This window comes from Pseudomonas oryzihabitans, assembly GCF_014522265.1.
GTDB lineage: Bacteria > Pseudomonadota > Gammaproteobacteria > Pseudomonadales > Pseudomonadaceae > Chryseomonas > Chryseomonas aestiva.
In genome coordinates this window covers 3,375,743-3,398,874 of the sequence record NZ_CP017024.1, presented here as the reverse complement: position 1 = coordinate 3,398,874, position 23,132 = coordinate 3,375,743, and the positions used below count along the sequence as shown (strand labels likewise).

Genomic DNA, 23,132 nt, shown 5'->3' with positions numbered 1-23,132 from the left:
CGCTACAGCTTGTGCAGGAAGTTGACGACGAACTTGCGCCCCTCGGTGCGGTTCTCGGCGTCCTGCTCGAAGTAGCTGTTGACGGTGACCAGGTTCTCCCGGGAAAAGGCGTAGGTGAAACCCGGGCCCCAGGCCCAGACCTTTTCCCGCCGCCCGCTGACGTCATGCCCGTCCACCTGGGTATCGGTGATCTGCCGAAGCCAGTAGCCGCTCAGGCCGACGCTGAGCCGATCGTTCAGCGCGTACTGGGTGGCGAAGTTGGCATGCAGCGCCTGGCCGGCCCGGGTATCGGACACATCGCCAAAGCTGCGTAGCGGCTGGTCGTTCTTGCCATTCCACAGGTACCAGAAGCGTCCGGTCACCGACCACTGCGGCGTCAGCCAGTAGGTGGTGGCGTAGTAGGGATTGAAGGACCAGAAGTTGCTGCCCGGATTGATCGCCCGGTCGCGGTCGTAACGACCGGTGGGGGCGACGATCTCGGCCTCGATGCGCTGCGCCCAGCGCGGTCCGCCGTCGGGGCGGGTGGTAGTGGGCAGTTGCAGGAAGGCGCCCAGGGTCAGGTCCCCTACCCCTTCGCGGGCGCTCAGCGCCTGGCCGCCGAGGCCGTCATCGACATCGGCATGGGCCAGCCAGGGCAGGATGGCGGTGAAGCCGGGCATGGCGCCATTGGCCAGGGGCTGGCCGACATAGATGATCTGGCTGACCGGGGCGAAGGTGGTCAGCTCCTGCTTGGGCAAGGGCAGCTTGCGCCCGTCCTGGTCGTTGAAGCGGCTGGTCTTGCCATAGATCAGGTACTCCGACAGGTACCAGCCGGGGCCATCCGGCGCCGGCGCGCCATCGTAGAAGCTGGTGGAGCCGAGGTTGAGACCGGGCAGATCGTAGGCCTGGACCTGCAGGGAGGCGAGGCTGGCCGCGGCCAGCAGACCGAATCCGAAACGTGTGCGCATGACGTCGTCCTAAAGTTGTTCTTGTTGTGGGAAAACGCGATCGCCGCACCCGGGCAGGCGCGGCGATCCGGATCAGACGTAACTGGCGGCGAGACCGCCATCCACCGGCAGGTTGGCGCCGTTGATCCAGCGCGAGGCATCGCTGCAGAGGAAGGCAATGGCCTCGGCCACCTCGTCGGCCAGCGCCGGGCGCAGCATGCGCTGGCTGTCGCGGGCGACGCGCTCTTCGCCGAGCATGCTGACGAAGTCGCCGAGGATGGGGGTGAATACCGGCCCCGGCGCCACGCAATTCAGCCGTACGCCGAATTCGCGGAGCCAGGTCTGGGACTGCACGAAGCTCCAGACGATGAGCGCCTCCTTGAAGTACTGGTAGCAGGTGGCCTGGTCCACCGGATGGGCTTCCAGCCAGGCCTGGGCCTGGGCGAAGTCGGCGATCTGCGCCAGCGCGCGATGCTGTTCCAGGCGCTGTGGCCATTCGGCGCCGAGGATGGAGGCGACGTTGACGATGGCGCCACCCTGCCCCAGCCGCGCGACCAGTTGCTGGCTGAGCAGCCGCAGGCCGAGATAGTTGACTCGCGCCACGGCCTCCCGGGGCGCCGTGCCTGGCACCCCGGCGACATTGCACAGGCCGTGCAGACGCTCCGGCAGGCGGTTGACCAGGGCGGCGATGCTGTCGGGATCGCCCAGGTCGGCCTGGTGGAAGTCGTCCAGGCTGAGCTGGGGCTGATTGCGATCGACGCCGATCACATAGGCGCCCTGAAAGCGCGCCAGACGCGCCAGTTCAGCGCCGATGCCGGAAGCCACGCCGGTGACGACCAGGGTCTTGCCATACAGGGTCATGGGATTTTCCTCTTGTTGTTATTGGTTGGGTAACACGGGCTAGAAGGGATAGCGTGGCGGCTCGATATGCTCGGTCACCCACTGCCACTGGCTGTAGTCGTCCCAGTTGCACAGGCCGCCGACGCTGCCGCCATTGCCGGACTGGCCACGCCCGCCGAAGGGATTGACCACCTCGTCGTTCACCGTCTGGTCGTTGAGGTGCAGCATTCCGCATTCCAGGCGTTCACCCAGGGCGCGAGCGCGGGCCAGGGAGCCGGAGAGCACGCCGGCCGCCAGGCCGTAGGGGGTGCGATTGGCCAGGTCGACGGCCTCGGCCTCGCTGGCGAAGGTCACCACGCTGGCCACCGGACCAAAGATCTCTTCGTCGAAGGCGCGCATGCCGGGACGGACACCGCTCAGTACGGTCGGGGCATAGAACAACCCTTCGTGCCGGCCGCCCTGCTCCAGCCGGGCACCGGCGGCGAGGCTGTCGGCGACGATGCCCTGTACCCGTTGCAGCTGCCGGGCGTTGATCAGCGGACCCAGCTGGGTCGTGGGTTCCAGCGGATCACCCAGGCGCAGGGCGGCGGCGCGGGCGACCAGGCGTTCGGTGAAGGCGGCGGCGAGGCGCTGGTGCACCAGGATCAGCCCGGTGGCCATGCAGATCTGGCCCTGGTGCAGGAAACTGCCCCAGGCGGCGCAGCCGACGGCGCGGTCGAGATCGGCGTCGTCGAGCACGATCAGCGGATTCTTGCCGCCCAACTCCAGGGCCACCTTCTTCAGGTGGCGCCCGGCGCTTTCCGCCACCTGGCGCCCGGCCTGGGTCGAGCCGGTGAAGGCGATCATCCGCACCTGGGGATGGGCGCAGAGCGCCGCCCCGGCCTCGGCGCGACCGGGCAGCACCTGCAGCACGCCCTTGGGCAGGCCGATGGCCTCGAACAGTCGGGCGATCAGGATGCCGCCGCTCACCGGCGTCTGGTGATCCGGCTTGAGCACCACGGCATTGCCGCAGGCCAGCGCCGGTGCCACGGCGCGCAGCGAAAGGATCAGCGGGAAGTTGAAGGGCGAGATCACCCCCACCACGCCATGGGGCAGGCGGCGGGCATAGGACAGCGCCCCGCGCTCGCTGGGCAGGACCACGCCATGGGGCTGCAGCAACTGGCCGGCGACCTGCTGCAGGATGACCCCGGCTTCGCGCAATTCCAGCTCGGCCTTGGGCAGGATGCCGCCGGTCTCCCGGGCGATCAGGGGGGCCAGTTCAGCGCGCTGCATTTCCAGCTGCGCGGCCGCGGCCAGGAACAGCCCGGCCTTTTGCCGCGCTGTCCAGGCGGCCCAGGCCGGTTGCGCCTGGGCCGCCTTGGCGCAGGCCTGGTCGATGTCGGCGCCACTGGCCAGGCCGGTGCAATGCAGGGGCTGGCCAGTGGCGGGTTCGACGACCTCCAGGATGCCACCCTGGGCGGCGATCCAGTCGCCATCGAAAATCCGCTCGCGCCAGGGTGCGCCGTCCAGGAACGGTGTGGATGGTCTGCTCATAGCCTTCTCCTTGTTGTTATCGGGCCACGGTGGGCAAGGACAGGGGAGCAAAGGCTGTGCCCAGCCCGGGCTGGCAGGAGAAAGAGCCGTTCAATCAGGGACTTGCTGATTTAGGTGGACAAAGACACCCGGCCTACCCGGCAAACGTCTTGCTCAAAAGATAAAGTTATGAGGTATAACCTTTCTCTCGATTGCGCATTTGCGCAATTACTCCGGGAGTCCTGCCATGGCCCTGTCCGAACGCCTGTCCCTCAACGCCTTGCAGCAGGTCGCGCCGGGCCTGCACCGGGGCGACAGTGCCGCCTGGGACGGCAGCGCCAGCCCGACCCAGGCGGAACTGGCCGAGTGCCTGTTCTTCTCGCCCGGCGATGGCCGCATCTGGCTCAATGACCAGCGCATGCTGCTGGTGCACGCCTCCGCCTTTGGTGCCCTGCGGCGCGAGTTGATCGGCGCCCTGGGTCAGGAGCGCGCCCGCGGTCTGCTGACCCGGGTGGGCTATCTTTCTGGGGTAAGGGACGCCGAACTGGTGCGCAAGCGCTGGCCCCAGGCCGACGCCGCGGCCATCTTCGCGGCCGGTACCCGCCTGCATGGCCTGGAGGGTCTGGTGCGGGTCGAGCCGCTGCATTTCGAATTCGATGTCGACCAAGGGCGCTATGGCGGCGAATTCCTCTGGCATCACTCGGCCGAATGCGACGAGCACCAGATCGCCCACGGTCAGGGCAGCGACCCGGCCTGCTGGATGGAGATCGGCTATGCGATCGGCTATGTCAGCAGCCTGTTCGGTCGCCTGGTGATCTTTCGCGAGGTGGAATGCCGCGCCATGGGCCACCACGTCTGCCGGGTCGAAGGCCGCAATGCCGAACGCTGGCCCGATGTGGCGGAAGACCTGCGCTATCTCAATGCCGCTGGCGACGGCGCCCCCGCGACAGCCGCCACGGAACGCCTGCCCGCGCCCCTGCCCCACGCCGCCGACGGCCAGCAACCGCTGGTGGGCGCCTCGGCGGCCTTCAACAGCGCCTTCCAGGCCCTGCAGCGGGTCGCCCCGACCCCGGCCACGGTGCTGCTCACCGGCGAATCCGGGGTGGGCAAGGAATTGTTCGCCAGCCACCTGCACCGCCTCAGCCGCCGCGCCGACGGCCCCTTCGTCGCACTCAACTGCGCGGCCATTCCCGAGAATCTCATCGAAGCCGAATTGTTCGGCGTGGAGCGCGGCGCCTACACCGGCGCCAACCAGTCCCGCGCCGGGCGCTTCGAACGCGCCCAGGGCGGCACCCTGTTTCTCGACGAGATCGCCTGCCTGAGTCTGCCCGGCCAGGGCAAGCTGCTGCGCGCGCTCCAGGAGCGCGAGATCGAGCGGGTCGGCGGCAGCCGCACCCTCAAGGTGGACGTGCGCGTGATCGCCGCCACCAATCTGGACCTGCGCGACGCGGTACGCCGCGGCGACTTCCGCGAAGACCTCTTCTATCGCCTCAACGTCTATCCCATCGGCATCCCGCCCCTGCGGGACCGCCGCGACGACGTGCCGCTGCTGGTGGATCTGTTCCTGCGGCGCTTCTGCGCCGCCTACGAACGTCCGCCAGTGGGCCTGACCATGCGCGCCCTCAAGGCCCTGCTGCGCTACGACTTTCCCGGCAACGTGCGGGAATTGCAGAATCTGGTGGAGCGCGGGGTGATCGCCAGCGATCCGGGCGAACTCATCGACCTGCCCCACCTGTTTCGCGGCGAATCGCTGCCGGCCGACCTCCTGGAACCGGCGCCGCAGACAGCCAGCTGGCTGGAACGCCTGGGCGTGGACGGCAAACGCCCGCTGCACCTGGGACAGCTGGAAGCCGAGCTGCTCGACGAAGCCCTGGCGCGCAGCCAGGGCAACGTGGCCGCCGCGGCGCGACTGCTCGGCCTGAGTCGTGCCCAGTTCGCCTATCGCCATCGCCGCGCGCGCCAGGATCTGGACTAGAATGACCCCTCGATACCCTCCTCTCGCCATCTCCGACGGAAGCCCTTCCCGCCGATGAGTTCCCCCGACGACGCCACGCCCCTGGACCCTGCCGCCACCCCCTGGCTGGACACCGCCGTAGGCTATGCCCTGCGCCGCGCCCAGATGAAGATGTTCCAGCACCTGGTGGACAGCCTGGCCGCCTATGACCTGCGCCCCGCCCAGTTCACCGCCCTGGTGATCCTCGAACAGGAACCGGGCCTGATGCAGGCCGACCTGGCCCGGCGCCTGGCCATCGAGCCACCGCAACTGGTGCTGCTGCTGAACAAGCTGGAACGCCAGGGCCTGGCCGAGCGGGTACGGGGCACCCAGGATCGCCGCGCCTACGCCCTGCACCTCACCGAGCAGGGCCGTGCCCTGGTGGGTGAACTCAAGGAACGCGCCGCCGCCAGCGATCGCGCCGCCAGCGCGCCACTGGAGGATGCCGAGCGGGCCGAGCTGTTGCGTCTGCTGCGCAAGCTCAATGGGGAATTGGGCTAGGTCGATTTCGAGGTGCGCCTTGAGTCGCGTATTCGCCCAGATACGGCAAAATCGTCTAGGACGACTGCAATCCTGTGGCAACGAACTGTGGCGTAGTCAGTATCCAGAGGCTGCCGAATTCGACAGTGACTTTCGCTATGCAGGCTTCCTATACTGAGGTCACCTGATCGAACGAGCAGCCTCTGCCAGGGCGTCCAATCCTACGTTCGCAGGAAACCCGGTGTGGCAGCGCCGGGTTTATCGTTTCATGCCCTGAGCGTCCTTCCGTTCGAATCCGCCTGCTCAGCTCGTGGCCAGCTACGAGTGGGCCAAAAAGATAGATTTCAAGCCCGAACCTCTCCTATGACTAGCCCCTCTCCCTTTGAGAGAGGGCCAGGGTGAGGGACACCGGCAGCGTCTGAGACACCTCCCTGTTGGGCTTCGCTGCACTCAACCACAACCTACGAAAAGCTGACCTATGTCCAGCTTCCCCCTCTCCCACGGGAGAGGGCCGGGGTGAGGGACACCGGCAGTGCCCGAGGCACCACCCCGTTGGGCTTCGCTGCGATCAACCGCGACCTACGAAAAACTGACCTATGTCCAGCTTCCCCCTCTCCCGCCGGGAGAGGGCCGGGGTGAGGGACACCGGCAGTGCCTGAGACACCGCCCTGTTGGGCTTCGCTGCGCTCAACCGTAACCTACGAAAAGCTGACCTATGTCCAGCTTCCCCCTCTCCCCCGGGAGAGAGCCAGGGTGAGGTACACCAGCAGCGCCCGAGGCACCGCCCTGTTGGGCTTCGCTGCGCTCAACCGCAACCTACGAAAAGCTGACCTATATCCAGCTTCCCCCTCTCCCCCCGGGAGAGGGCCGGGGTGAGGGTCAACCTGACCCTAGGCGCCTCCGGTCCGCTCGCGGATAATGCGGCTCCCCGTCCGCTCAGGAGACATCCAGGTTGAATACCCCTCGTCCGCGCCCGGAAGTTGCCGGCGTCGCCTCCGCCGACCGCGTCCTGACCGTGCTCACCGCCTTTCGCATCGGCGATTCGGCCCTGAGTCTCGCCGAGCTGACCACCCGCACCGGGCTGATCAAGAGCACCATCATGCGCCTGCTGGTCTCGCTGGAGACCTTTGGCCTGGTCACCCGCCTCGCCGACGGTCGCTACATGCTGGCCAGCGAAGTGGTACGGCTGAACGCCATCTACCAGGACGCCCACGATGTGGAGCGCCACATCATGCCGCGCCTGCATCAGCTGACCGAAGAGAGCGGCGAGACCGCCTCCTTCTATGTGCGCCACGGCGCCTATCGCCTCTGCCAGTACCGGGTGAATTCGCCGCATCGCCTGCGCCTGCACCTGCAACCCGGCGACATGCGGCCCATGGACGAGGCGGCCAGCGCCCAGGCCCTGCAGACCTCCCATGAGGTCGCCAAGGCCGGGCTGACGCCCTACTACTCCTGTGGTGTCACCGATCCCCATGCCGCATCCCTGGCGCTGCCGATCTATGGCGCTCAGGAAGAGCTGCTGGGCGCCCTGGTCATCTCCGGTCCGGCCAACCGCCTTACCCAGGAACGCGCTCGCGCCCTGCATGGGGTACTGGGTGCCACCGCCGACGAACTGACCCGCAGCCTGGGCGGCAAGCCACTGTACGGCTCGACGGTCAAAAACCGTACAGACTGACCGGGTTGTCGCGCAGGATGGCGGTACGCGCCTGTTCATCGGGTGCCCAGTCGGCCAGCAGGTCGAAGATGTGTCCGTCGTCCGGCTTGTGGCCGGCCGCCACCGTGGGGTGCGGCCAGTCGCTGCCCCACAGCAGCCGTTCGGGATGCCGGCGGACCAGCTCCCGCGCCACGGCGCCGACATCGGCATAGTCCGGCGGACCACTGCGCGACCTGATGTAGGGCCCCGATAGTTTCACCCAGGTACGACCACCGTCCAGCAGCCGCCCCAGCACGGCGAAGGCCGCCGACTGCACGCCTTCCGGCTGGGGCACATGGCCGAGGTGATCGATCACTAGTCGCGCCGGCAGGCGTTGCAGACGGCTCTCCAGCTCCACCAGCTGATTACCCGGAGCGACCACCTGGACGTTCCAGCCCAGTTCGTTGACCCGTGCGGCCAGGGGCTCCAGATCGTCCAGGTCGGCACCCCCATAGCTCAGGTTGAAGCGGATACCGCGTACCCCGGCCTGGTGCAGCTCCTGCAACTCGGCAGCGGTGATGGCTTGGTCGATCACCGCCACCCCGCGGGCCTGGCCGCCGCTGCGGGCCAGACCGTCGAGCAGGCAGCGATTGTCGGTGCCATAGGTGGACGGCGTGACGATCACCAGGCGTTGCAGCCCCAGCAGCGCCTGCAGCTGGCGGTAGTCGTCCAGGGAGGCATTGGGCGGCAGCAGCTTGGCGCCGGGCGCGGCCGGATAGCGGTCGTCGTAGAGATGCATGTGGCAGTCGACGCTGCCGGCCGGCGGCTTGAGCCGGGGCGCCGTCTGGATACTGGAAAAGGGTGTGGAGGCCTGGGCCCCCAGGGTGTTGAACAGGCACAGAACGGCACCCGTCTGGGCGCTCGCTTGCAAGAAGCGCCGACGATTGAAGGTCATGAAGAATTCCTCGAGCGGCCGGCCAGCCCGAGCGGGCCGGCCGTGACAGGTCCTAGCTGGCGTTGGCGGTTGCGGCCTGAGCTTCGGCCTTGGCGCGCATGGCCTTGCGGCCCATGACCAGCACCAGCAGACCGCTGATGGCGCACAGGGTGGCCAGCGGCAGTACCGCCAGGGCATGGCTATGGGTGGCACCGTGGATGGCGCCATAGACGTTGACCATCACCCCGCCGCCGATGAGGTTGGCCAGGGCGCCGATGGCGGCCAGACCCGCCGCGGCGGTAGAGGACGACAGCCAGCCCGAGGCCAGCGCCCAGAACGGTCCCTTCATCGAATAGGCACCGATCAGCACCAGGCTCAGCAGGATCACCGTGGCGGCCAGCGACGAGGTGAACATGCCCGCCAACAGACCCACGGCGATCAGCAGCATGGTGAGCGAGGTGTGCCAACGACGTTCGCCGGTGCGATCCGAGCTACGGCCCCAGAGGACCATCGCCACGGAGGCCAGGCCATAGGGAATGGCATTGGTGAGGCCGACCTCCAGATTGGACAGGCCAAAGGACTTGAGCAATTGCGGCGCCCAGACGCTCATGGTGCTGCCGGCCGCCGAGGCGCCCGAATAGATCAGCGCCATCACCCAGATATCCTTGTGCTTGAGCAGTTGCCAGAGGGAGATATGGCCGATGCTGGTTTTGCGTCCGCGCTCTTCGGCCAGCTTGAGCGTCAGCCAGCTGCGCTGCTCGTCGCTCAGCCATTTGGCCTGCTCCGGGCGGTCGGTCAGCACGAACAGGCAGGCGATACCCAGCAGTACGGCGGGGATGCCTTCCAGGATGAACAGCCAGTGCCAGCCACGGATACCCAGCCAGCCGTCCATGCTCAGCAGCAGGCCGGAGAGCGGCGAGCCGAGGAAATTCGCCCCCGGTATCGCCACCATGAAGAGGGCGACCATGCGCGCCCGGTAGTTGGACGGCAGCCAGTAGGTGAGATACAGCAGCACCCCGGGAAAGAAGCCGGCTTCCGCAGCGCCCAGCAGGAAGCGCATCACGTACAGCGAGTTGGCGCCCTGGACGAAGGCGGTACCGGCCGAGATCAGCCCCCAGGTGATCATGATCCGGGCGATCCAGATCCGCGCACCGAAGCGTTGCAATGCCAGGTTGCTCGGCACCTCCACCAGGAAATAGGAAAAGAAAAACAGGCTGCTGGCGAAGCCGAAGATCGCGGGCGTCAGGCTCAGATCCTTGTTCATCTGCAGCGAGGCCATGCCGATGTTGCCGCGGTCGATGATGGCGATGAGGTAGCAGACGATCAGGAACGGCAGGATGCGCCAGGCGACGCGGCGCATGGTCGCGCGTTCCAGTTCGCTGACCGGGGACGTGGGGGTAGTCATGAGAGCTCTCCGTCTTATTGTTGTGGAGATCGCGTGGCAGGCGGCCCCGTGGGGCCACCCCGTCGCCGCCGCGCTTAGGCGGCCGTCAGGTGGCGATTGACCACCGCGCGCGACTCCACCGTCTTGCCGTGCCAGCAATCGAGCACCTGCTGCACCGCTACCAGGCCGACGCGGTCGCGCGCCTCGGTGGTGTTGGCGCCGACGTGCGGCGTGGCCACCAGGTTAGCGACTCCCCAGAGGTTGCTGTCCGCCGGCGGCGGTTCGGGATGAAAGGTGTCCAGGCCGGCGCCGCCGAGCTGGCCTTCGCGCAGCGCCGTGACCAGGGCCTGGGTATCGATCAGCTCGCCGCGGGCGGTGTTGATCAGCAGGCTGCCGGGGCGCATGCGGGCGAACTGGGCGGCACCGAACAGGTGGCGATTGGCCTCGGTCAGGGGGCAATGCAGGCTGATGACATCGCACTCGGCCAGCAAGGCATCGAAGCTCTCCTCGCGCTGGACATGATCGCGCGCGGGCAGGTGCTTGAGATAGGGATCATAGACCCGCACCTGCATCCGCAGCGGCGCCACCAGATCCATCAGCACACTGCCGATGGCGCCCAGCCCGACCAGACCCAGGGTCTTGCCGAACAGCTCGGTGCCGTTGGCCTGGGACTTGTCCCAGTGTCCGGCGCGCATCCGCGCATCCAGCCAGGCGGTCTGCCGCGCCACGCTGAACATCAGGGCAAAGGCGTGTTCGGCCACCGACTGGGCATTGGCGCCCAGGGCGATGGTGACCGGAATCCCGCGGTCGGCCGCGGCCTGGAGGTCGATGGTGTCGTAGCCCACGCCGTGCTTGGCGATGATCGCCAGCTTGGCCGACGCCTCGATCATGGGCCGGGTCAGCTTGCCCTGGCGGACGATGATGGCGTCCGGCTGTTCCTGGCGGATCAGGGCGAGCAGGTCGTCATGAGGCATGTAGGGCTCGGTCGGGATGACCTGGACGTCATGGGCGGCGGCCAGGGCCATGGCTTCGGGAGCCAGTGCCGGACCGGTGAGCAGGATCTTGCGGGTCATCGGAGTACCCCTTGTTGTTATGGACGGGCACAGCGCCTAAGGCGAGCGATCTGTCTCAGAACCTATCATAATGAAACGCCATTGCAAATTTTATCTTGTAATCGATCAAGAGGGCCGGTCAAAGGACTTGAAACCTTGAAAACGAAATGCAATTCTGAAATCAGCCAGCTAATACGTGGCGGCATCCGACAATTCCCACAAGAGAAATGCCCATGACCATCGGCTTCAGAGTGCTCACTGCCCAACGCAAGGTCGCGGCCGACTGGGTCGCGCGCTACCGCGACATCCCGGTCGCCAACGTCAGCGACTCCATGCACCGCATGACCGCCGGCGGCTCGCGCCTGCGCCCCATGCATCGCCAGGGCGTACTCGCCGGCCCGGCCCTGACCGTCAAGGCGCGTCCGGGCGACAACCTCATGCTGCACCACGCCCTGGACATCGCCGAACCGGGTGACGTCATCGTGGTGGATGCCGGTGGCGACCTGAGCAATGCGCTGATCGGCGAGATGATGGTGGCCTACGCGGTCAAGCGCGGCGTGGCCGGCATCGTCATCAACGGCGCCATCCGCGATGCCGCCAACATCGGCGCCGGCGACTTCCCGCTGTTCGCTGCCGGCATCTCCCATCGCGGTCCGTACAAGGACGGCCCCGGCGAGATCAACGTGCCCATCGCCATCGACGGCATGGTCATAGAGCCGGGTGACCTGGTGATCGGCGACGACGACGGCCTGCTCTGCGTGCCCTACGATCATGTCGCCGAGGTCTATGACCGCGCCGCCGCCAAGCACGCCGCCGAAGAAAAGCAGATGCAACAGATCGCCGAAGGCACCAACGACCGCAGCTGGGTCCTGGAATCGCTCAGGAAGAAGGGCTGCGCCCTGCCCTAGCGACCTCTTGCCGGTATGAAAAAAGGCAGCTCTTGGCTGCCTTTTTTTCATGTTGGCACCCTCTCGAAACCGCTCTGCTGATGGCTCCCGCACTCCCGACCACTGCAGGCGGCGGCATCCCGACGCCTTCCACACCGCCTTCGCGCCTGGCGCAGTTGCTGCCGGCGCGGCCTGCCAAAGAAAGAGGCGGCCTGGGCCGCCTCTTTCCATCCCGAACCTCTGCGCCTCAGGTACGCCCCACCCCTTCCAGGCCCGTCGTGCCCAGCGGCTTCACCGGCTCCCGCCGACTCGGATCACCCAGCCAGAGCATCAGCACGACGCCCAGCGCCAGCACCGAGGCCACCACATAGAAGGGCCCGGAGAAACTCTGGGTGGCATCCTTGACCAGGCCGATGGCGAAGGGTCCGACGAAGCCGCCCAGGTTGCCGATGGAGACGATCAGCGCCAGTCCCCCGCCGCGGCCCGACCGGTCAGGAAGGTGGAGGGAATGGCCCAGAAGGTCGCCTGGAAGGACAGGATGCTTGCCACCGCCACACTCAGGCAGGTCATGCGCAGCAGCGGATCGGCCGAGAGCGCAGCGCCCACCAGGCCCAGCGCGGCAAGCGCCAGGGCACCGGCCACATAGGGCAGCCGCTGGGCACCCTGGTTGGCCTGGCGCGCCCAGAGCGTCATGGCGACGGCGCCGAGGATATAGGGGATGGTGGCCACCAGGCCGACGGTGGTGTTCTGCATGCCCAGGCTCTTGATGATCTGCGGCATCCAGATGCCGATCCCCACGGAGCCGACGATGCCGCAGAAGTTGATGGCGGCCAGCATGAACACCTTGGAGTTGGTGAAGGCGTGGCGCAGCGTGGAACCATGGGTGGCACCGATCTCGCGCTGCTCGCGGGCCAGGCGTTCGGTCAGCCAGGTGCGCTCGCGGGTCGACAGCCAGCGCGCCTTGGCCGGCGTATCCACCAGCACGAACAGACAGAGAATGCCGAGCAGCACCGCCGGCAGGGCTTCCGCCACCAGCAGGAATTGCCAGTTTCTCAGCCCCATGAAGTCATGCACGTCCAGCAGCATCCCCGACAGCGGCGAGCCAATGATGTTGGCGGTGGGGATGCCCAGCAGAAAGGCCGCGGTGGCCTTGGCGCGCCATTTGCCGGGAAACCAGTAGGTGAAGTAGAGGTAGACCCCCGGGGTGAAGCCGGCCTCGGCCACTCCCAGCAGGAAGCGCAGGATGCTGAAGCTGACCGGCCCGGTGGCGAAGGCCGTGGCCATGGAGATCAGGCCCCAGCTGATCATGATCCGCGCGATCCAGACCCGTGCGCCGAAGCGCTGCAACAGCAGGTTGCTCGGCACCTCGAAGAGGAAGTAGCCGAAGAAGAACAGGCCCGCCGCCCAGCCGAACATCGTCGCGGTGAGCCCCAGGTCCTGGTTCATGCTGATGGCGGCGAAGCCGACATTGGTGCGGTCCAGGTAGCTGACCACATAGCAGGCGAAGATGAACGGCAGGATGCGCCACAGGGCGCGCCGCAGGAGTTGCTCGCCCTCGGCATCGGTCAGGGGCGGCTGCTCGCCCGGATGGGTCTGGCTCATGGGTAACCTCTCTTGTAGTTGTTGTGGGGTAAAGCGCGAGACGCCGCAGCGCCGGTCAGAGATGGGAAAACAGCGGCAGGCCGCGTACCGGAGTCTCCGCGCGCAGGATGCTGCCGGTCTCGGATTCGGTGATGAACAGGCTGCGCCCTTCGGGGCCGCCGAAGGCCAGGTTGGTGTTGCTGATGCCGGCGCAGGATTTGAGTCGGGCCAGCGGCTCGGCCACCGGTGAGAGCTGCCAGACCGAGCCGAAACCGGTGTGGGCGATGTAGAGATTGCTCTCCTCGTCCAGCGCCAGGCCATCGGGGCCGCCCAGGCCGCCATGCAACTGGGCGAAGACGCCGACCTTGCCGATCAGCGGGCCGTTGCCCAGAGGAATGCGCCAGACCTGCTGGGCGCGGGTCACCGCCACCAGCAGGTGGTTGAGCCGGGGATCGAAGACGATGCCGTTGGGGCTGGGCACCGTCGCCAGCAGGCAGCTGAGCTGGCCATCGGAGCCCAGACGATAGACCCGGCCGCTGGCGTCCTGCAGACCGGTCTGCCCCTGGTCGGTGAAATAGAGATCACCGGCCGGCGAGAACACCAGGTCGTTGACGCCCTTGAAGCCTTCGGAGCCGGCGCTGTCCAGCACCGTCTCCACCTCGCCGCGCAGCGGATCGAGCTGCAGGATGCCGCGCCTGTAGTCGGCGATGAAGATGCGCCCGTCGCGGTGGATCTTCAGGCCGTTGGGCCAGCCGTCGTATTCGCAGACCAGCTCCCACTCGCCCCTGGGATCGATGCGGAAGATGCGCCCGTTGGGGATGTCGGTGACATAGAGATTGCCCTGGCGATCGAAGGAGGGCCCTTCCAGAAAGGAATCGATGGCGCGGCCCTGGCGATTGGCATCGGCCCAGGCGGTCCGCCGCGGCTGGCGATAGCGCTCGGGCAGGCGGGTGAAGACAGCAGTTTCCAGCGTCGGAGGCGCAGTGAAGAAGCTCATGCACAGAGACCTTTGGCGGCGGCGTAGGCCGGCTAGCGGAGGGGGGTTACCCTTGTATTTATGAAACGCTATTTCAAAATAAAGGATGAATAGCCAAATGCAAGCCCTGATAGCCTGGATTCCTTACGGAAATTACAGACTCATACTCTGGAATCAGAACGAAACTCTGGAAAGGCCCCGATTGACGGGCCAGCACGCGGCCAGCTACCTGGAAAGCCAGGTCCGGTCAGCGGCTATTGGGAAGCAAGACAGGGATGCAGCCAGCGACTGGCGCCTGGTTCCGCGACAGACGAACAGGAAAATGCCCGGCGCCCTCCGGGGCGCCAGGCGCCTCTGCAGTCGGGAGTGCAAGGATGGCAACGGGGTGCCGAAGCGGGCCACCAGGACCGGGATGGCCGGCATTGCACCGGGCACCCTGGTCCTGGCGCTACATCTCACGCCCTGATCAACAACGGCGCCGTTCCGCGATAGCAGGCCTCCAGCCGTTCCGCGCGATGGGTCAGGACGCTGCGCTGGTTGAGCGAGCCCTTGTCGGTGATCTCGCCGCGGTCGGCGGATGGCGGTTCTTCCTGCAGGGCGATCCATTCCAGGCGGCTGGCGTTGCCCGAAGCCTCGCGATTGAGGCGCTTGAGCCAGGCGGCGAACCAGTCCTGCACCGGGGCGCTGGCCAGTACCGTGGCGGCATCGACGCCGTCTTCCAGCCCGGCCAGTTGCCGGCAATCCGCCAGGCGCGGGAAGACCAGCAGTCCCAGACACTCGCGATCCGGCGCCGCCACCACCACGTCCTGCACCAGCGGCGTCCCCTCCAGCACCGCGCGATTGCGCAGGGGACCGACGCTGACGAAGACCCCGGACGACAGCTTGAAGTCCTCGGCGATGCGGCCGTCGAACATCAGGCCCAGTTGCGGATTGGCCGGGTCGACCAGCTTGAGGGCATCGCCCGAGCAGTAGAAACCCTCCTCGTCGAAGCAGGCGGCGGTCTGGGCGGTGTCGCGCCAGTAGCCGGGCATGATGTGCGGACCCCGGAAGCGCCCTTCCAGCTTGCCGTCCACCGGCACCAGCTTGAGTTCGCAGCCCGGCGCCGGCACCCCGACATAGCCGGCTACTGAAAGCGGTCCGGTGGTGAAGGTGCAACTGGGCGAGGCCTCGGTCATGCCCAGACCGGCCATCATGCGGATGCGTTCGCCGCAATGGGCCTCGGCGATGCGATCCAGGCGATCCCAGACGCTTTGCGACAGCCCCGCCGCGGCAAAGAAGAACAGCCGCATGCGGGCGAAGAAGCGCTCGCGCAACTCGGCGTCGCGCTCCAGGGCATTGGCCAGCTCTTCCCAGCCGCGCGGCACCGTCAGGTAGGCGGTGGGCGATACCTCGCGCAGATTGCGCAGGGTCTCGCCGAAGCCCTGGGGGGTCGGCTTGCCTTCGTCCAGATAGAAGGTGCCGCCGTTGTAGAGCACGATGCCCAGGTTATGGCTGCCGCCAAAGGTGTGGTTCCAGGGCAGCCAGTCCACCAGCACCGGCGGCTCTTCGCCAAACACCGGAAAGGTCTGCAAGAGCATCTGCTGGTTAGCGCAGAGCATGCGCTGGGTGGTGGTCACCGCCTTGGGCAACTTGGTGGAACCGGAGGTGAAGAGAAACTTGGCGATGCTGTCCGGGCCGGTGGCGGCGAAGGCACGCTCGGCGGCGGCCAGCTCACCACGGGCGAGCAGCGCCGCGAAGGTCAGGTTATTGCGGCCCTGGACCTGACCGCGGGTCGCGATCACCGGTACGTCGGCGGGCAGCACGACGTCCAGCGCCTTCTGGAAGGCCGGGCCATCGCTGACGAACACCAGTCCCGGCTGCAGCAGGCCGCAGACATGGCGCAGCTTGGCGTAGTCCTGGGACAGCAGCGCGTAGCCGGGCGACACCGGGCAGAAGGGAATGCCGGCATAGAGGGTGGCCATGGCCAGCTGCAGGTGCTCCGGGTCGTTGCCGGAGAGAATTGCCAGCGGCCGCTCGGCGGAAAGACCGAATTCCAGCAGCGCGGCGGCCAGCTGGCGCACCCGCTGCAGCATCTCGCCATAGGAGAATTCGCGCCAGGCGCCGCCGGCTTCCCGGGCGGCGAAGAAGGTGCGGTCCGGGGCCACCGCGGCCCAGTGCAGCAGCCGGTCCAGCAGTCGCGGCGGCGGCGGGGTCAGGGCTTCCTGGGAGGCCATGTAAAGCAGTCCACCCCGCTCTTCCACGGTGACGCCAGGGTGTCCCAGGGTCACCGGGCGATAGCGCAGCGGCTGATCGGCGGGCGCGCGGGTATGCGTGACGTGACTCACCTTGAATTCTCCTCTGGGCTGGCGCCCGAGGGCGCCTCTTATTGTTGTTGCAACAGGAGCGAGGTTCTGTACGAAAAGTCGCCGAGCGAAGGTCAGGCGAGGCGAAAAAGGCTGAGGAAGCGGAGTTTACGAGCGGTAAATGAGCATTCCGAAGCCTTTTTCAACGAAGCATCACCGAGCGCAGGCATTTGTCGTACAGAACCTAGGGACGGCGGACGCTGATCAGATCGGGTAGTGGCGCGGCCCCGTCTGCAGCGTCACCCAGCGCAACTGGGTGAAATGATCGATGGAGGCCCGTGAGCCGAAGCTGCCGTAACCGCTGGACTTCACGCCGCCAAAGGGCATCTGCGCCTCGTCGTGCACCGTGGGTCCATTGATGTGGCAGATGCCGCTCTCCACCCGCTGCGCCAGCGCCAGGGCACGGGCGGTGTCGCGACTGAAGATGGCCGACGAGAGGCCGAATTCGGAATCGTTGGCCAGGCGCAGCAGGGCCTCGTCACCCTCGGCACGGATCACCACGGCCACCGGGCCGAATGACTCCTCGGCATAGAGCTGCATCTCGGCGGTGACGCCATCCAGCAGGGTCGGTTGCAGGATGCTGCCCTCCAGCTCGCCACCGCAGACCAACCGGGCGCCCTTGCCCACGGCGTCGTCGATCAGCGCCTTGATGCGGGTGCCGGCACCGGCGTCGATCAGGGAACCCAGCACCGAATCGGCCGCGCCGGGATCGCCGGCCTTGAGGGTGCGTACCTTGGCCGCCAGGCGCTCGACGAAGGCGTCGGCGATGCGACTGTCCACCAGCAGGCGCTCGGTGGACATGCAGATCTGCCCCTGATTGAAATAGGCGCCAAAGGCCGCCGCGGCGACCGCGGCATCCAGGTCGGCATCCTCCAGCACCAGCAGCGGTGCCTTGCCGCCCAGTTCCAGCACGGCCGGCTTGAGATGGCGCGCCGCCAGCTCGCCAACGATGCGACCCACCCGGGTGGAGCCGGTGAAGTTGACGCGCCGCACCGCCGGGTTGGCGATCAGCCGCTCGACGATGGCCGGGGCATCCTCCGGAGCATTGGTGACGACATTGACCACACCGTCGCCCAGGCCGGCATCCTGCAGCACCTGGCCGATCAGCCGGTGCACGCCCGGACTCTGTTCGGAGGCCTTGAGCACCACGGTGTTGCCGCAGGCCAGCGGCATGGCCAGGGCGCGGGTACCGAGGATCACCGGCGCGTTCCAGGGCGCGATGCCCAGCACCACGCCACAGGGCTGGCGTAGCGCCATGGCAAAGCTGCCGGGCACGTCGGACGGTATGACCTCGCCCTGGATCTGGGTGGTCATGGCCGCCGCCTCGCGCAGCATGTTGGCCGCCAGGTGGACATTGAAGCCGTACCAGTTGGCCATGGCCCCGGTCTCTCCGGCGAGGGCGACGAATTCACTACTGCGCGCGACCAGACCATCGGCGGCGGCCAGCAGACGGCGACGACGCTCGCCCGGTGGTAGCGCAGCCCAGGCGGGAAAGGCGGCCTGGGCCGCGGCCACCGCGGCGTCGGCATCGTCCAGGGTGGCGGCGGCCACCGTGGAGACCACCGCGCCGGTCACCGGATGGCAACGCTGATAGCTGCGACCGTCGCCGGCCGGGCGGCTGGCGCCGCCGATGAGCAGGGATACCTCGACCATGACGCTACCTCTTGTTGTTGTACGGGTGGGCGGTGGCGGTTCAGCGCTTGTAGGTCTGCAGCCCGGGCTTGATGCTCTTGTCGTCGAGGAACTGCTTCATGCCCTGTTCGCGACCGCCTTCCGGATCCTGCAGCCGCGACTGGTCGAGCTTGGCATAGAGGTAGTCCTCGTTCTGCTCCCAGGTGAGTTCGCGGCAGCGCTTGAAACCGACCTTGGCGGCCCGCAGCACCACCGGATTCTTGTCCAGCAGCTCGCGGGCCAGGGCGGTGGTCACCTCGCGCAACTGGTCGCGCGGCACGCTCTGGTTGACCAGGCCCATGGCCGCCGCTTCGGGACCGCTGAAGGTCTTGCCGGTCATCACATAGTAGAGGGCGGTACGGTGGCCCACGGTATCGGCCAGAGCCTTGCTCACCAGGTTGCCCGGGGGAATGCCCCAGTTGATCTCGGACAGGCCGAAGGTGGCCTCGTCGGCGGTGATGGCCAGGTCGCAGGCCACCAGCGGGCTGAAGCCGCCGCCAAAGCACCAGCCGTTGACCATGGCGATGGTCGGCTTGGCGTACATGCGCAACAGCTTCCACTGCCACTGGGAGGCTTCGCGGCGAATCTTTTCCTGCAGGATCTCGGGGCCGGCGTCGGTCTCGCGGAAGTATTCCTTGAGATCCATGCCCGCGGTCCAGGCATCGCCGGCACCGGTCAGCACCAGCACGCCGGCACTGGCGTCCTGCTCCAGGGTCTCCAGCACCTCGACCATCTCGCGGTTGAGGGTGGGACTCATGGCATTGCGTTTTTCCGGACGATTGAGCGTCACCCAGGCGATACCGTCCTCGATGTCCACTTTGACCGTCTGCCAGCGTCCGTCATAACTGCCCATGGCGTGTGCCTCTTGTTGTTGGGTGGGTATGGAGCTGAAGCTACGCCAAGGAATTAGTTAAGTCAATTAACTATTTTGCTGAGCATGCATGATGCCGGTGAACGATAGGGGGGTGTGGGCAAACAGGATCCAATTGAGCAGAAATGAGCGCAACACTCGTAACGCCATTCGTCCTGAGAACGGTCTCGTACGGCGAATGCCGTTGACAGGAATCGTTAACCGTCATAACCATTGGATCCAATAGACAACAACAAGAGGCCCCGCTCATGTACCCGAAGAACGCCTGGTACGTCGCCTGTACCCCCGACGAAGTCCAAGACAAGCCCCTGGGTCGCCAGATCTGTGGCGAACCCTTGGTCTTCTACCGTGACGCCAATGGCCAGGTGGTGGCCCTGGAAGACTTCTGCCCGCACCGCGGTGCGCCGCTGTCCCTGGGCTTCGTCCGCGACGGCACCCTGGTCTGCGGCTATCACGGCCTGGAGATGGGCTGCGGTGGCAAGACCCTGGGCATGCCGGGGCAGCGGGTCGGCGTCTTTCCCGCGGTGCGCCCCTATGCCGCCGTCGAGCGGCACGGCTTCATCTGGGTCTGGCCGGGCGACCAGGCCAAGGCCGATGCGGCGCTGATTCCCCACCTGGAGTGGGCCGAGAGTCCCGACTGGGCCTATGGCGGCGGCCTCTATCACATCCAGTGCGACTACCGGCTGATGATCGACAACCTCATGGATCTCACCCACGAGACCTATGTCCACGCCTCCAGCATCGGCCAGAAGGAGATCGACGAGGCGCCGCCGGCCACCCGCGTCGACGGTGACGAGGTCATCACCAGCCGGCACATGGAAAACATCTCCGCCCCGCCCTTCTGGCGCATGGCCCTGCGCGGCAATGGCCTGGCCGACGACGTCCCGGTGGATCGCTGGCAGATTTGCCGCTTCACCCCGCCCAGCCACGTGATGATCGAGGTGGGCGTGGCCCATGCCGGCCATGGCGGCTACGAGGCCCCGGCGGCGGTCAAGGCCGCCAGCGTGGTGGTGGACTTCATCACCCCCGAGACCGAGACCTCCATCTGGTACTTCTGGGGCATGGCGCGCAACTTCAAGCCGGACGATGCCGAGCTCACCGCCAGCATCCGCGAAGGCCAGGGCAAGATCTTCGGCGAAGACTTGGAGATGCTCGAACGCCAGCAGCAGAACCTGCTGCGCTATCCGGAGCGCGGCCTGCTCAAGCTCAACATCGATGCCGGCGGCGTGCAGTCGCGGCAGATCATCGACCGCCTGCTGGCCGCCGAACAGGCCGCCACCGGCATCCCGGTCCGGCAGATCGCCTAGGAGACCTCTCATGCTCGATCTGATCGTCACCGCCGTACAGCGCGAGGCCCCCACCATCCTGGCCTTCGACCTGGCCCGCGCCGACGGCGGCCCCCTGCCCGGCTTCGCCGCCGGCGCCCATCTGGAAATCACCCTGGGCGACGGCCTGGTGCGCCACTATTCGCTCTGTACCGCGCCGGAACCGGTACCGACCCGCTATCGCATCGCCGTGCTGCTCGTCCCCGACTCCCACGGCGGCTCCCAGGCCATGCATAAACTGGAGGTGGGCGATCGCCTGCTGGCCAGCGAGCCGCGCAACCTGTTCGCCTTGGTCCCCAGCGCGCGCCGCACCCAGCTGCTGGCCGGAGGTATCGGTATCACTCCGCTCCTGGCCATGGCCGAACAGCTCTATCAGCAGGGGGCGCACTTCACCCTGAGATACCTGGTACGCGACCGCGAACACGCCGCCTTCATCCCCTGGCTCAAGGCGCGGCCCTATGCCGAGCAGGTCAGGGTGCACTTCGACCAGCACGATCCGGCGCTGCGGCCCAACTTCCAGCACCTGCTCGGTCCGGCGGCACCGGACGATCACCTCTATGTCTGCGGCCCGGCCGGCTTCATGGCCGCGGTGGTAGACGCCGCCCAGGCCCAGGGCTGGCAACCCGGGCAGATCCACCGCGAATACTTCGCCGCCGACCCCGCCACCCACGGCGAGCAAAGGCCCTTCGAGGTGGAGCTGGCGCGCAGCGGACGCCGCGTCGAGGTACCGGCCGAGCGCAGCGTGGTCGAGGTGCTGGCCGACCTCGGAATCGTCCTGCCGGTCTCCTGTGGCCAGGGCCTCTGCGGCACCTGCCTGACCCCAGTGCTGGCCGGCGAACCCGAGCACCGCGACCTCTTTCTCTCCGCGGCCGAGCACGCCGCCAACGACCGCTTCACCCCCTGCTGCTCGCGCGCCAAGGGCGAGCGGTTGGTGCTGGATCTCTGACAAACCGAGCCCGCCCTACCTCCCCCTCTCCCCTTGGGAGAGGGCCGGGTGAGGGTCCGCTCTACACCAGCACCTTCATCCCCCCCGCCTCGCCCTCTTCCCCACCAAACCACCGCGCATACCCCAGGGTCGCCTGGGCGTGCTCGCGCATGATGCCCTCGGCGCGGGCACCCTGGCCGCGCACCAGGGCGTCGAACACCGCGTGGTGCTGCAGGTGGGCGAAATTGAAGCGACGGTACTCGCGGTCGAGATCCTCGGCATCCACCGCCAGGGCGCTCACCGAGGCGAACGGCAGATGCTCGTGGCGTCCCAGCGCCAGGGCGATGGCCGAATTGCCGCTGGCGGCGACGATGGCCTGGTGAAAGGCCCGGTTGAGATCGTGGTAGTCCTCCAGATCCTCCAGCAGTACATGGCCCTTGGCGAACAGCCGATCACCCCGCCGCAGGCAGTCTTCCAGGGTAACGCGGGTGGCAGCGTCCAGGCCACGTTCGGCGGCCTGGCGCGCGGCCAGGCCTTCCAGCACTCCGCGCACCTCCACCGCGCCTTCCAGATCGGCCCCGGTCAGGGCCCGCACCTGATAGCCGCGGGCACCGCTGCGCTCCAGCAGACCTTCCTCGGCCAGGGTGCGCAGGGCCAGGCGCACCGGCATGCGCGACACGGCGAAGCGCTCGGCAGTGGGAAGCTCCGCCAGGCGTTCGCCCGCGCCCAGTTCGCCGGACAGGATCATCTGCCGCAGCGCGGCCAGCACCCGCTGTCCCGGCTTGCTCATGGCTGCCCCTCTCCTTCGTTGATCTCGGCCAGCAGCCACTGGCGAAAGGCCTGTAGCGACGGCAGCCCTTCGTTGCGCGGCGGATAGACCAGGTAATAGCTGCGCCGACTGACCAATGCCGGACCGCAGGCCCGCAGCTCGCCCTGGGCCAGCTCGTCCTCCACCAGTACCCGCGGTACCAGCCCGATGCCGATGCCGGCGCGTACCGCCTGGATCAGGTGCGAGGTCAGCTCGAAACTCGGTCCCGGGCGCATGGCCCGATGGGGCAGCTCATGGTGGCGGAACCATTCACCCCAGGCCTGGGGATTATTGGCCACGCCCAGCAGCAGCTGGCCAGCCAGGGTCGCCGGCGTCGCATCCGGCAACTCGGCCAGCGTCGTCGGGCTGGCAATCACCACAAGCTGCTCGGCCTGCAGCGGATGAGCACAAAGCCCAGGCCAGTTACCGCTGCCGACGCTGATAGCCGCATCGATCTCGCTGGCGGCGAAGTCCACCGCCTGGATGCGCGAATGCAGGTGCACCAGCATGCCGGGATGGGCAGCGTAGAAGTCACCTAGGCGTGGCAACAGCCACTTGGAACCAAAGGTCGGCAGCACCGCCAGGCGCAGCGTGCCCTGCCCGGAGGCGAAGGCCATGGCCTGCAGGGTGGCGCTGCGGATCTGCCCCAGGGCCAGGCCCAGCTCACGGCTATAGGCGCGCCCCACATCGGTGAGCACGATCTGCCGGCCCTCGCGACGAAACAGCGTCAGCCCCAGCAACTGTTCCAGCGCCTGCACCTGGCGCCCTACGGCGCTCTGGGTCAGCGACAGCTCCTCGGCCGCCCGGGTGTAGCTCTCATGCCGCGCCGCCGCCTCGAAGGCCAGCAGCAGCGACATGGAGGGCGTCAGGCGGCGGTGATTCATTCAGGATCTTCCGGCATAGGCGGCGGAATCTTCGGTTGTGGCGCCGCCGCGCTGTGGTGAGAATGCCTACTATAGCCAGAAAAGGTCGACGCCATTCCTTCGCTCGCT

At 67.2% G+C, this 23,132-nt stretch carries 19 protein-coding genes; 6 read left to right on the top strand and 13 right to left on the bottom strand.

Annotated elements, in window-relative coordinates:
* Positions 1-2: 2 nt before the first annotated feature.
* From BGI51_RS15670 to BGI51_RS15660, 3 genes are all read right to left on the bottom strand, one after another.
* The gene (locus tag BGI51_RS15670; protein WP_187978914.1) at positions 3-947 is read right to left on the bottom strand and encodes a SphA family protein; all 945 of its coding nucleotides are present in this window, start codon (positions 945-947) and stop codon (positions 3-5) included.
* Positions 948-1,019: 72 nt separating this feature from the next.
* Positions 1,020-1,787 (bottom strand): coniferyl-alcohol dehydrogenase, encoded by a 768-nt coding sequence (locus tag BGI51_RS15665; protein ID WP_187978913.1) that lies wholly within the window; start codon positions 1,785-1,787, stop codon positions 1,020-1,022.
* Positions 1,788-1,826: 39 nt separating this feature from the next.
* A complete protein-coding gene (locus BGI51_RS15660) occupies positions 1,827-3,299 on the bottom strand; it encodes a benzaldehyde dehydrogenase (RefSeq protein WP_187978912.1) in 1,473 nt (490 codons plus the stop codon).
* Between the two features lie 226 nt (positions 3,300-3,525).
* Between BGI51_RS15660 and BGI51_RS15655 the strand changes: the two genes are divergently transcribed.
* The 3 genes from BGI51_RS15655 (at position 3,526) to BGI51_RS15645 (ending at position 7,426) form a co-directional block, all read left to right on the top strand.
* The gene (locus BGI51_RS15655; protein ID WP_187978911.1) at positions 3,526-5,253 is read left to right on the top strand and encodes a sigma-54-dependent Fis family transcriptional regulator; all 1,728 of its coding nucleotides are present in this window, start codon (positions 3,526-3,528) and stop codon (positions 5,251-5,253) included.
* 54 nt (positions 5,254-5,307) lie between these two features.
* Positions 5,308-5,772, top strand: coding sequence for a MarR family winged helix-turn-helix transcriptional regulator (locus BGI51_RS15650; protein ID WP_187978910.1), 465 nt, complete (start codon positions 5,308-5,310; stop codon positions 5,770-5,772).
* Positions 5,773-6,703: 931 nt separating this feature from the next.
* On the top strand, positions 6,704-7,426 hold the full coding sequence (locus BGI51_RS15645; RefSeq protein ID WP_059314331.1) for an IclR family transcriptional regulator: 723 nt from the start codon (positions 6,704-6,706) through the stop codon (positions 7,424-7,426).
* Here the strand turns inward: BGI51_RS15645 and BGI51_RS15640 are convergent.
* The 3 genes from BGI51_RS15640 to BGI51_RS15630 all read right to left on the bottom strand — a co-directional run bounded on the left by BGI51_RS15640 (position 7,407) and on the right by BGI51_RS15630 (position 10,775).
* Complete coding sequence (locus BGI51_RS15640) at positions 7,407-8,339, bottom strand: amidohydrolase family protein (RefSeq protein ID WP_187978909.1); 933 nt, start codon at positions 8,337-8,339, stop codon at positions 7,407-7,409. The genes BGI51_RS15645 and BGI51_RS15640 overlap by 20 nt on opposite strands.
* A 52-nt stretch (positions 8,340-8,391) precedes the next feature.
* Positions 8,392-9,723: an MFS transporter gene (locus BGI51_RS15635; RefSeq protein WP_187978908.1), complete on the bottom strand. Its 1,332-nt coding sequence runs from the start codon at positions 9,721-9,723 to the stop codon at positions 8,392-8,394.
* A 74-nt stretch (positions 9,724-9,797) separates the two neighbouring features.
* Entirely contained in the window at positions 9,798-10,775 is a 978-nt protein-coding gene (locus BGI51_RS15630; RefSeq protein WP_187978907.1) for a hydroxyacid dehydrogenase, read from the bottom strand.
* Positions 10,776-10,987: 212 nt separating this feature from the next.
* Between BGI51_RS15630 and BGI51_RS15625 the strand changes: the two genes are divergently transcribed.
* A complete protein-coding gene (locus BGI51_RS15625) occupies positions 10,988-11,662 on the top strand; it encodes an RraA family protein (RefSeq protein ID WP_187978906.1) in 675 nt (224 codons plus the stop codon).
* Positions 11,663-12,100: 438 nt separating this feature from the next.
* On the opposite strand, the gene BGI51_RS15620 is transcribed toward BGI51_RS15625, so the two are convergent.
* The 5 genes from BGI51_RS15620 to BGI51_RS15600 form a co-directional block, all read right to left on the bottom strand.
* Positions 12,101-13,243 carry an MFS transporter gene (locus tag BGI51_RS15620; RefSeq protein ID WP_252977098.1) on the bottom strand — a complete coding sequence of 381 codons (1,143 nt, stop codon included), beginning with the start codon at positions 13,241-13,243 and terminating at the stop codon, positions 12,101-12,103.
* Positions 13,244-13,298: 55 nt separating this feature from the next.
* Positions 13,299-14,219 carry an SMP-30/gluconolactonase/LRE family protein gene (locus tag BGI51_RS15615; protein ID WP_187978905.1) on the bottom strand — a complete coding sequence of 307 codons (921 nt, stop codon included), beginning with the start codon at positions 14,217-14,219 and terminating at the stop codon, positions 13,299-13,301.
* Between the two features lie 434 nt (positions 14,220-14,653).
* Positions 14,654-16,522, bottom strand: a complete 1,869-nt coding sequence (locus tag BGI51_RS15610) for a feruloyl-CoA synthase (protein ID WP_187978904.1) — start codon at positions 16,520-16,522, stop codon at positions 14,654-14,656.
* 222 nt (positions 16,523-16,744) lie between these two features.
* Complete coding sequence (locus tag BGI51_RS15605; RefSeq protein WP_187978903.1) at positions 16,745-18,193, bottom strand: aldehyde dehydrogenase; 1,449 nt, start codon at positions 18,191-18,193, stop codon at positions 16,745-16,747.
* A 40-nt stretch (positions 18,194-18,233) separates the two neighbouring features.
* Positions 18,234-19,064, bottom strand: coding sequence for a p-hydroxycinnamoyl CoA hydratase/lyase (locus tag BGI51_RS15600; protein ID WP_058792502.1), 831 nt, complete (start codon positions 19,062-19,064; stop codon positions 18,234-18,236).
* A gap of 266 nt (positions 19,065-19,330) precedes the next feature.
* Here BGI51_RS15600 and BGI51_RS15595 point away from each other — a divergent pair, with 266 nt between their 5' ends.
* Together BGI51_RS15595 and BGI51_RS15590 are read left to right on the top strand one after the other, a co-directional pair.
* Complete coding sequence (locus tag BGI51_RS15595) at positions 19,331-20,389, top strand: aromatic ring-hydroxylating dioxygenase subunit alpha (RefSeq protein WP_187978902.1); 1,059 nt, start codon at positions 19,331-19,333, stop codon at positions 20,387-20,389.
* Between the two features lie 10 nt (positions 20,390-20,399).
* Entirely contained in the window at positions 20,400-21,353 is a 954-nt protein-coding gene (locus BGI51_RS15590; RefSeq protein WP_187978901.1) for a PDR/VanB family oxidoreductase, read from the top strand.
* A gap of 61 nt (positions 21,354-21,414) precedes the next feature.
* On the opposite strand, the gene BGI51_RS15585 is transcribed toward BGI51_RS15590, so the two are convergent.
* Both BGI51_RS15585 and BGI51_RS15580 read right to left on the bottom strand, forming a co-directional pair.
* Positions 21,415-22,122 (bottom strand): GntR family transcriptional regulator, encoded by a 708-nt coding sequence (locus tag BGI51_RS15585; protein ID WP_187978900.1) that lies wholly within the window; start codon positions 22,120-22,122, stop codon positions 21,415-21,417.
* Positions 22,119-23,024, bottom strand: coding sequence for a LysR substrate-binding domain-containing protein (locus BGI51_RS15580; protein WP_187978899.1), 906 nt, complete (start codon positions 23,022-23,024; stop codon positions 22,119-22,121). The genes BGI51_RS15585 and BGI51_RS15580 overlap by 4 nt, the downstream gene beginning before the upstream one ends.
* Positions 23,025-23,132: the final 108 nt, after the last annotated feature.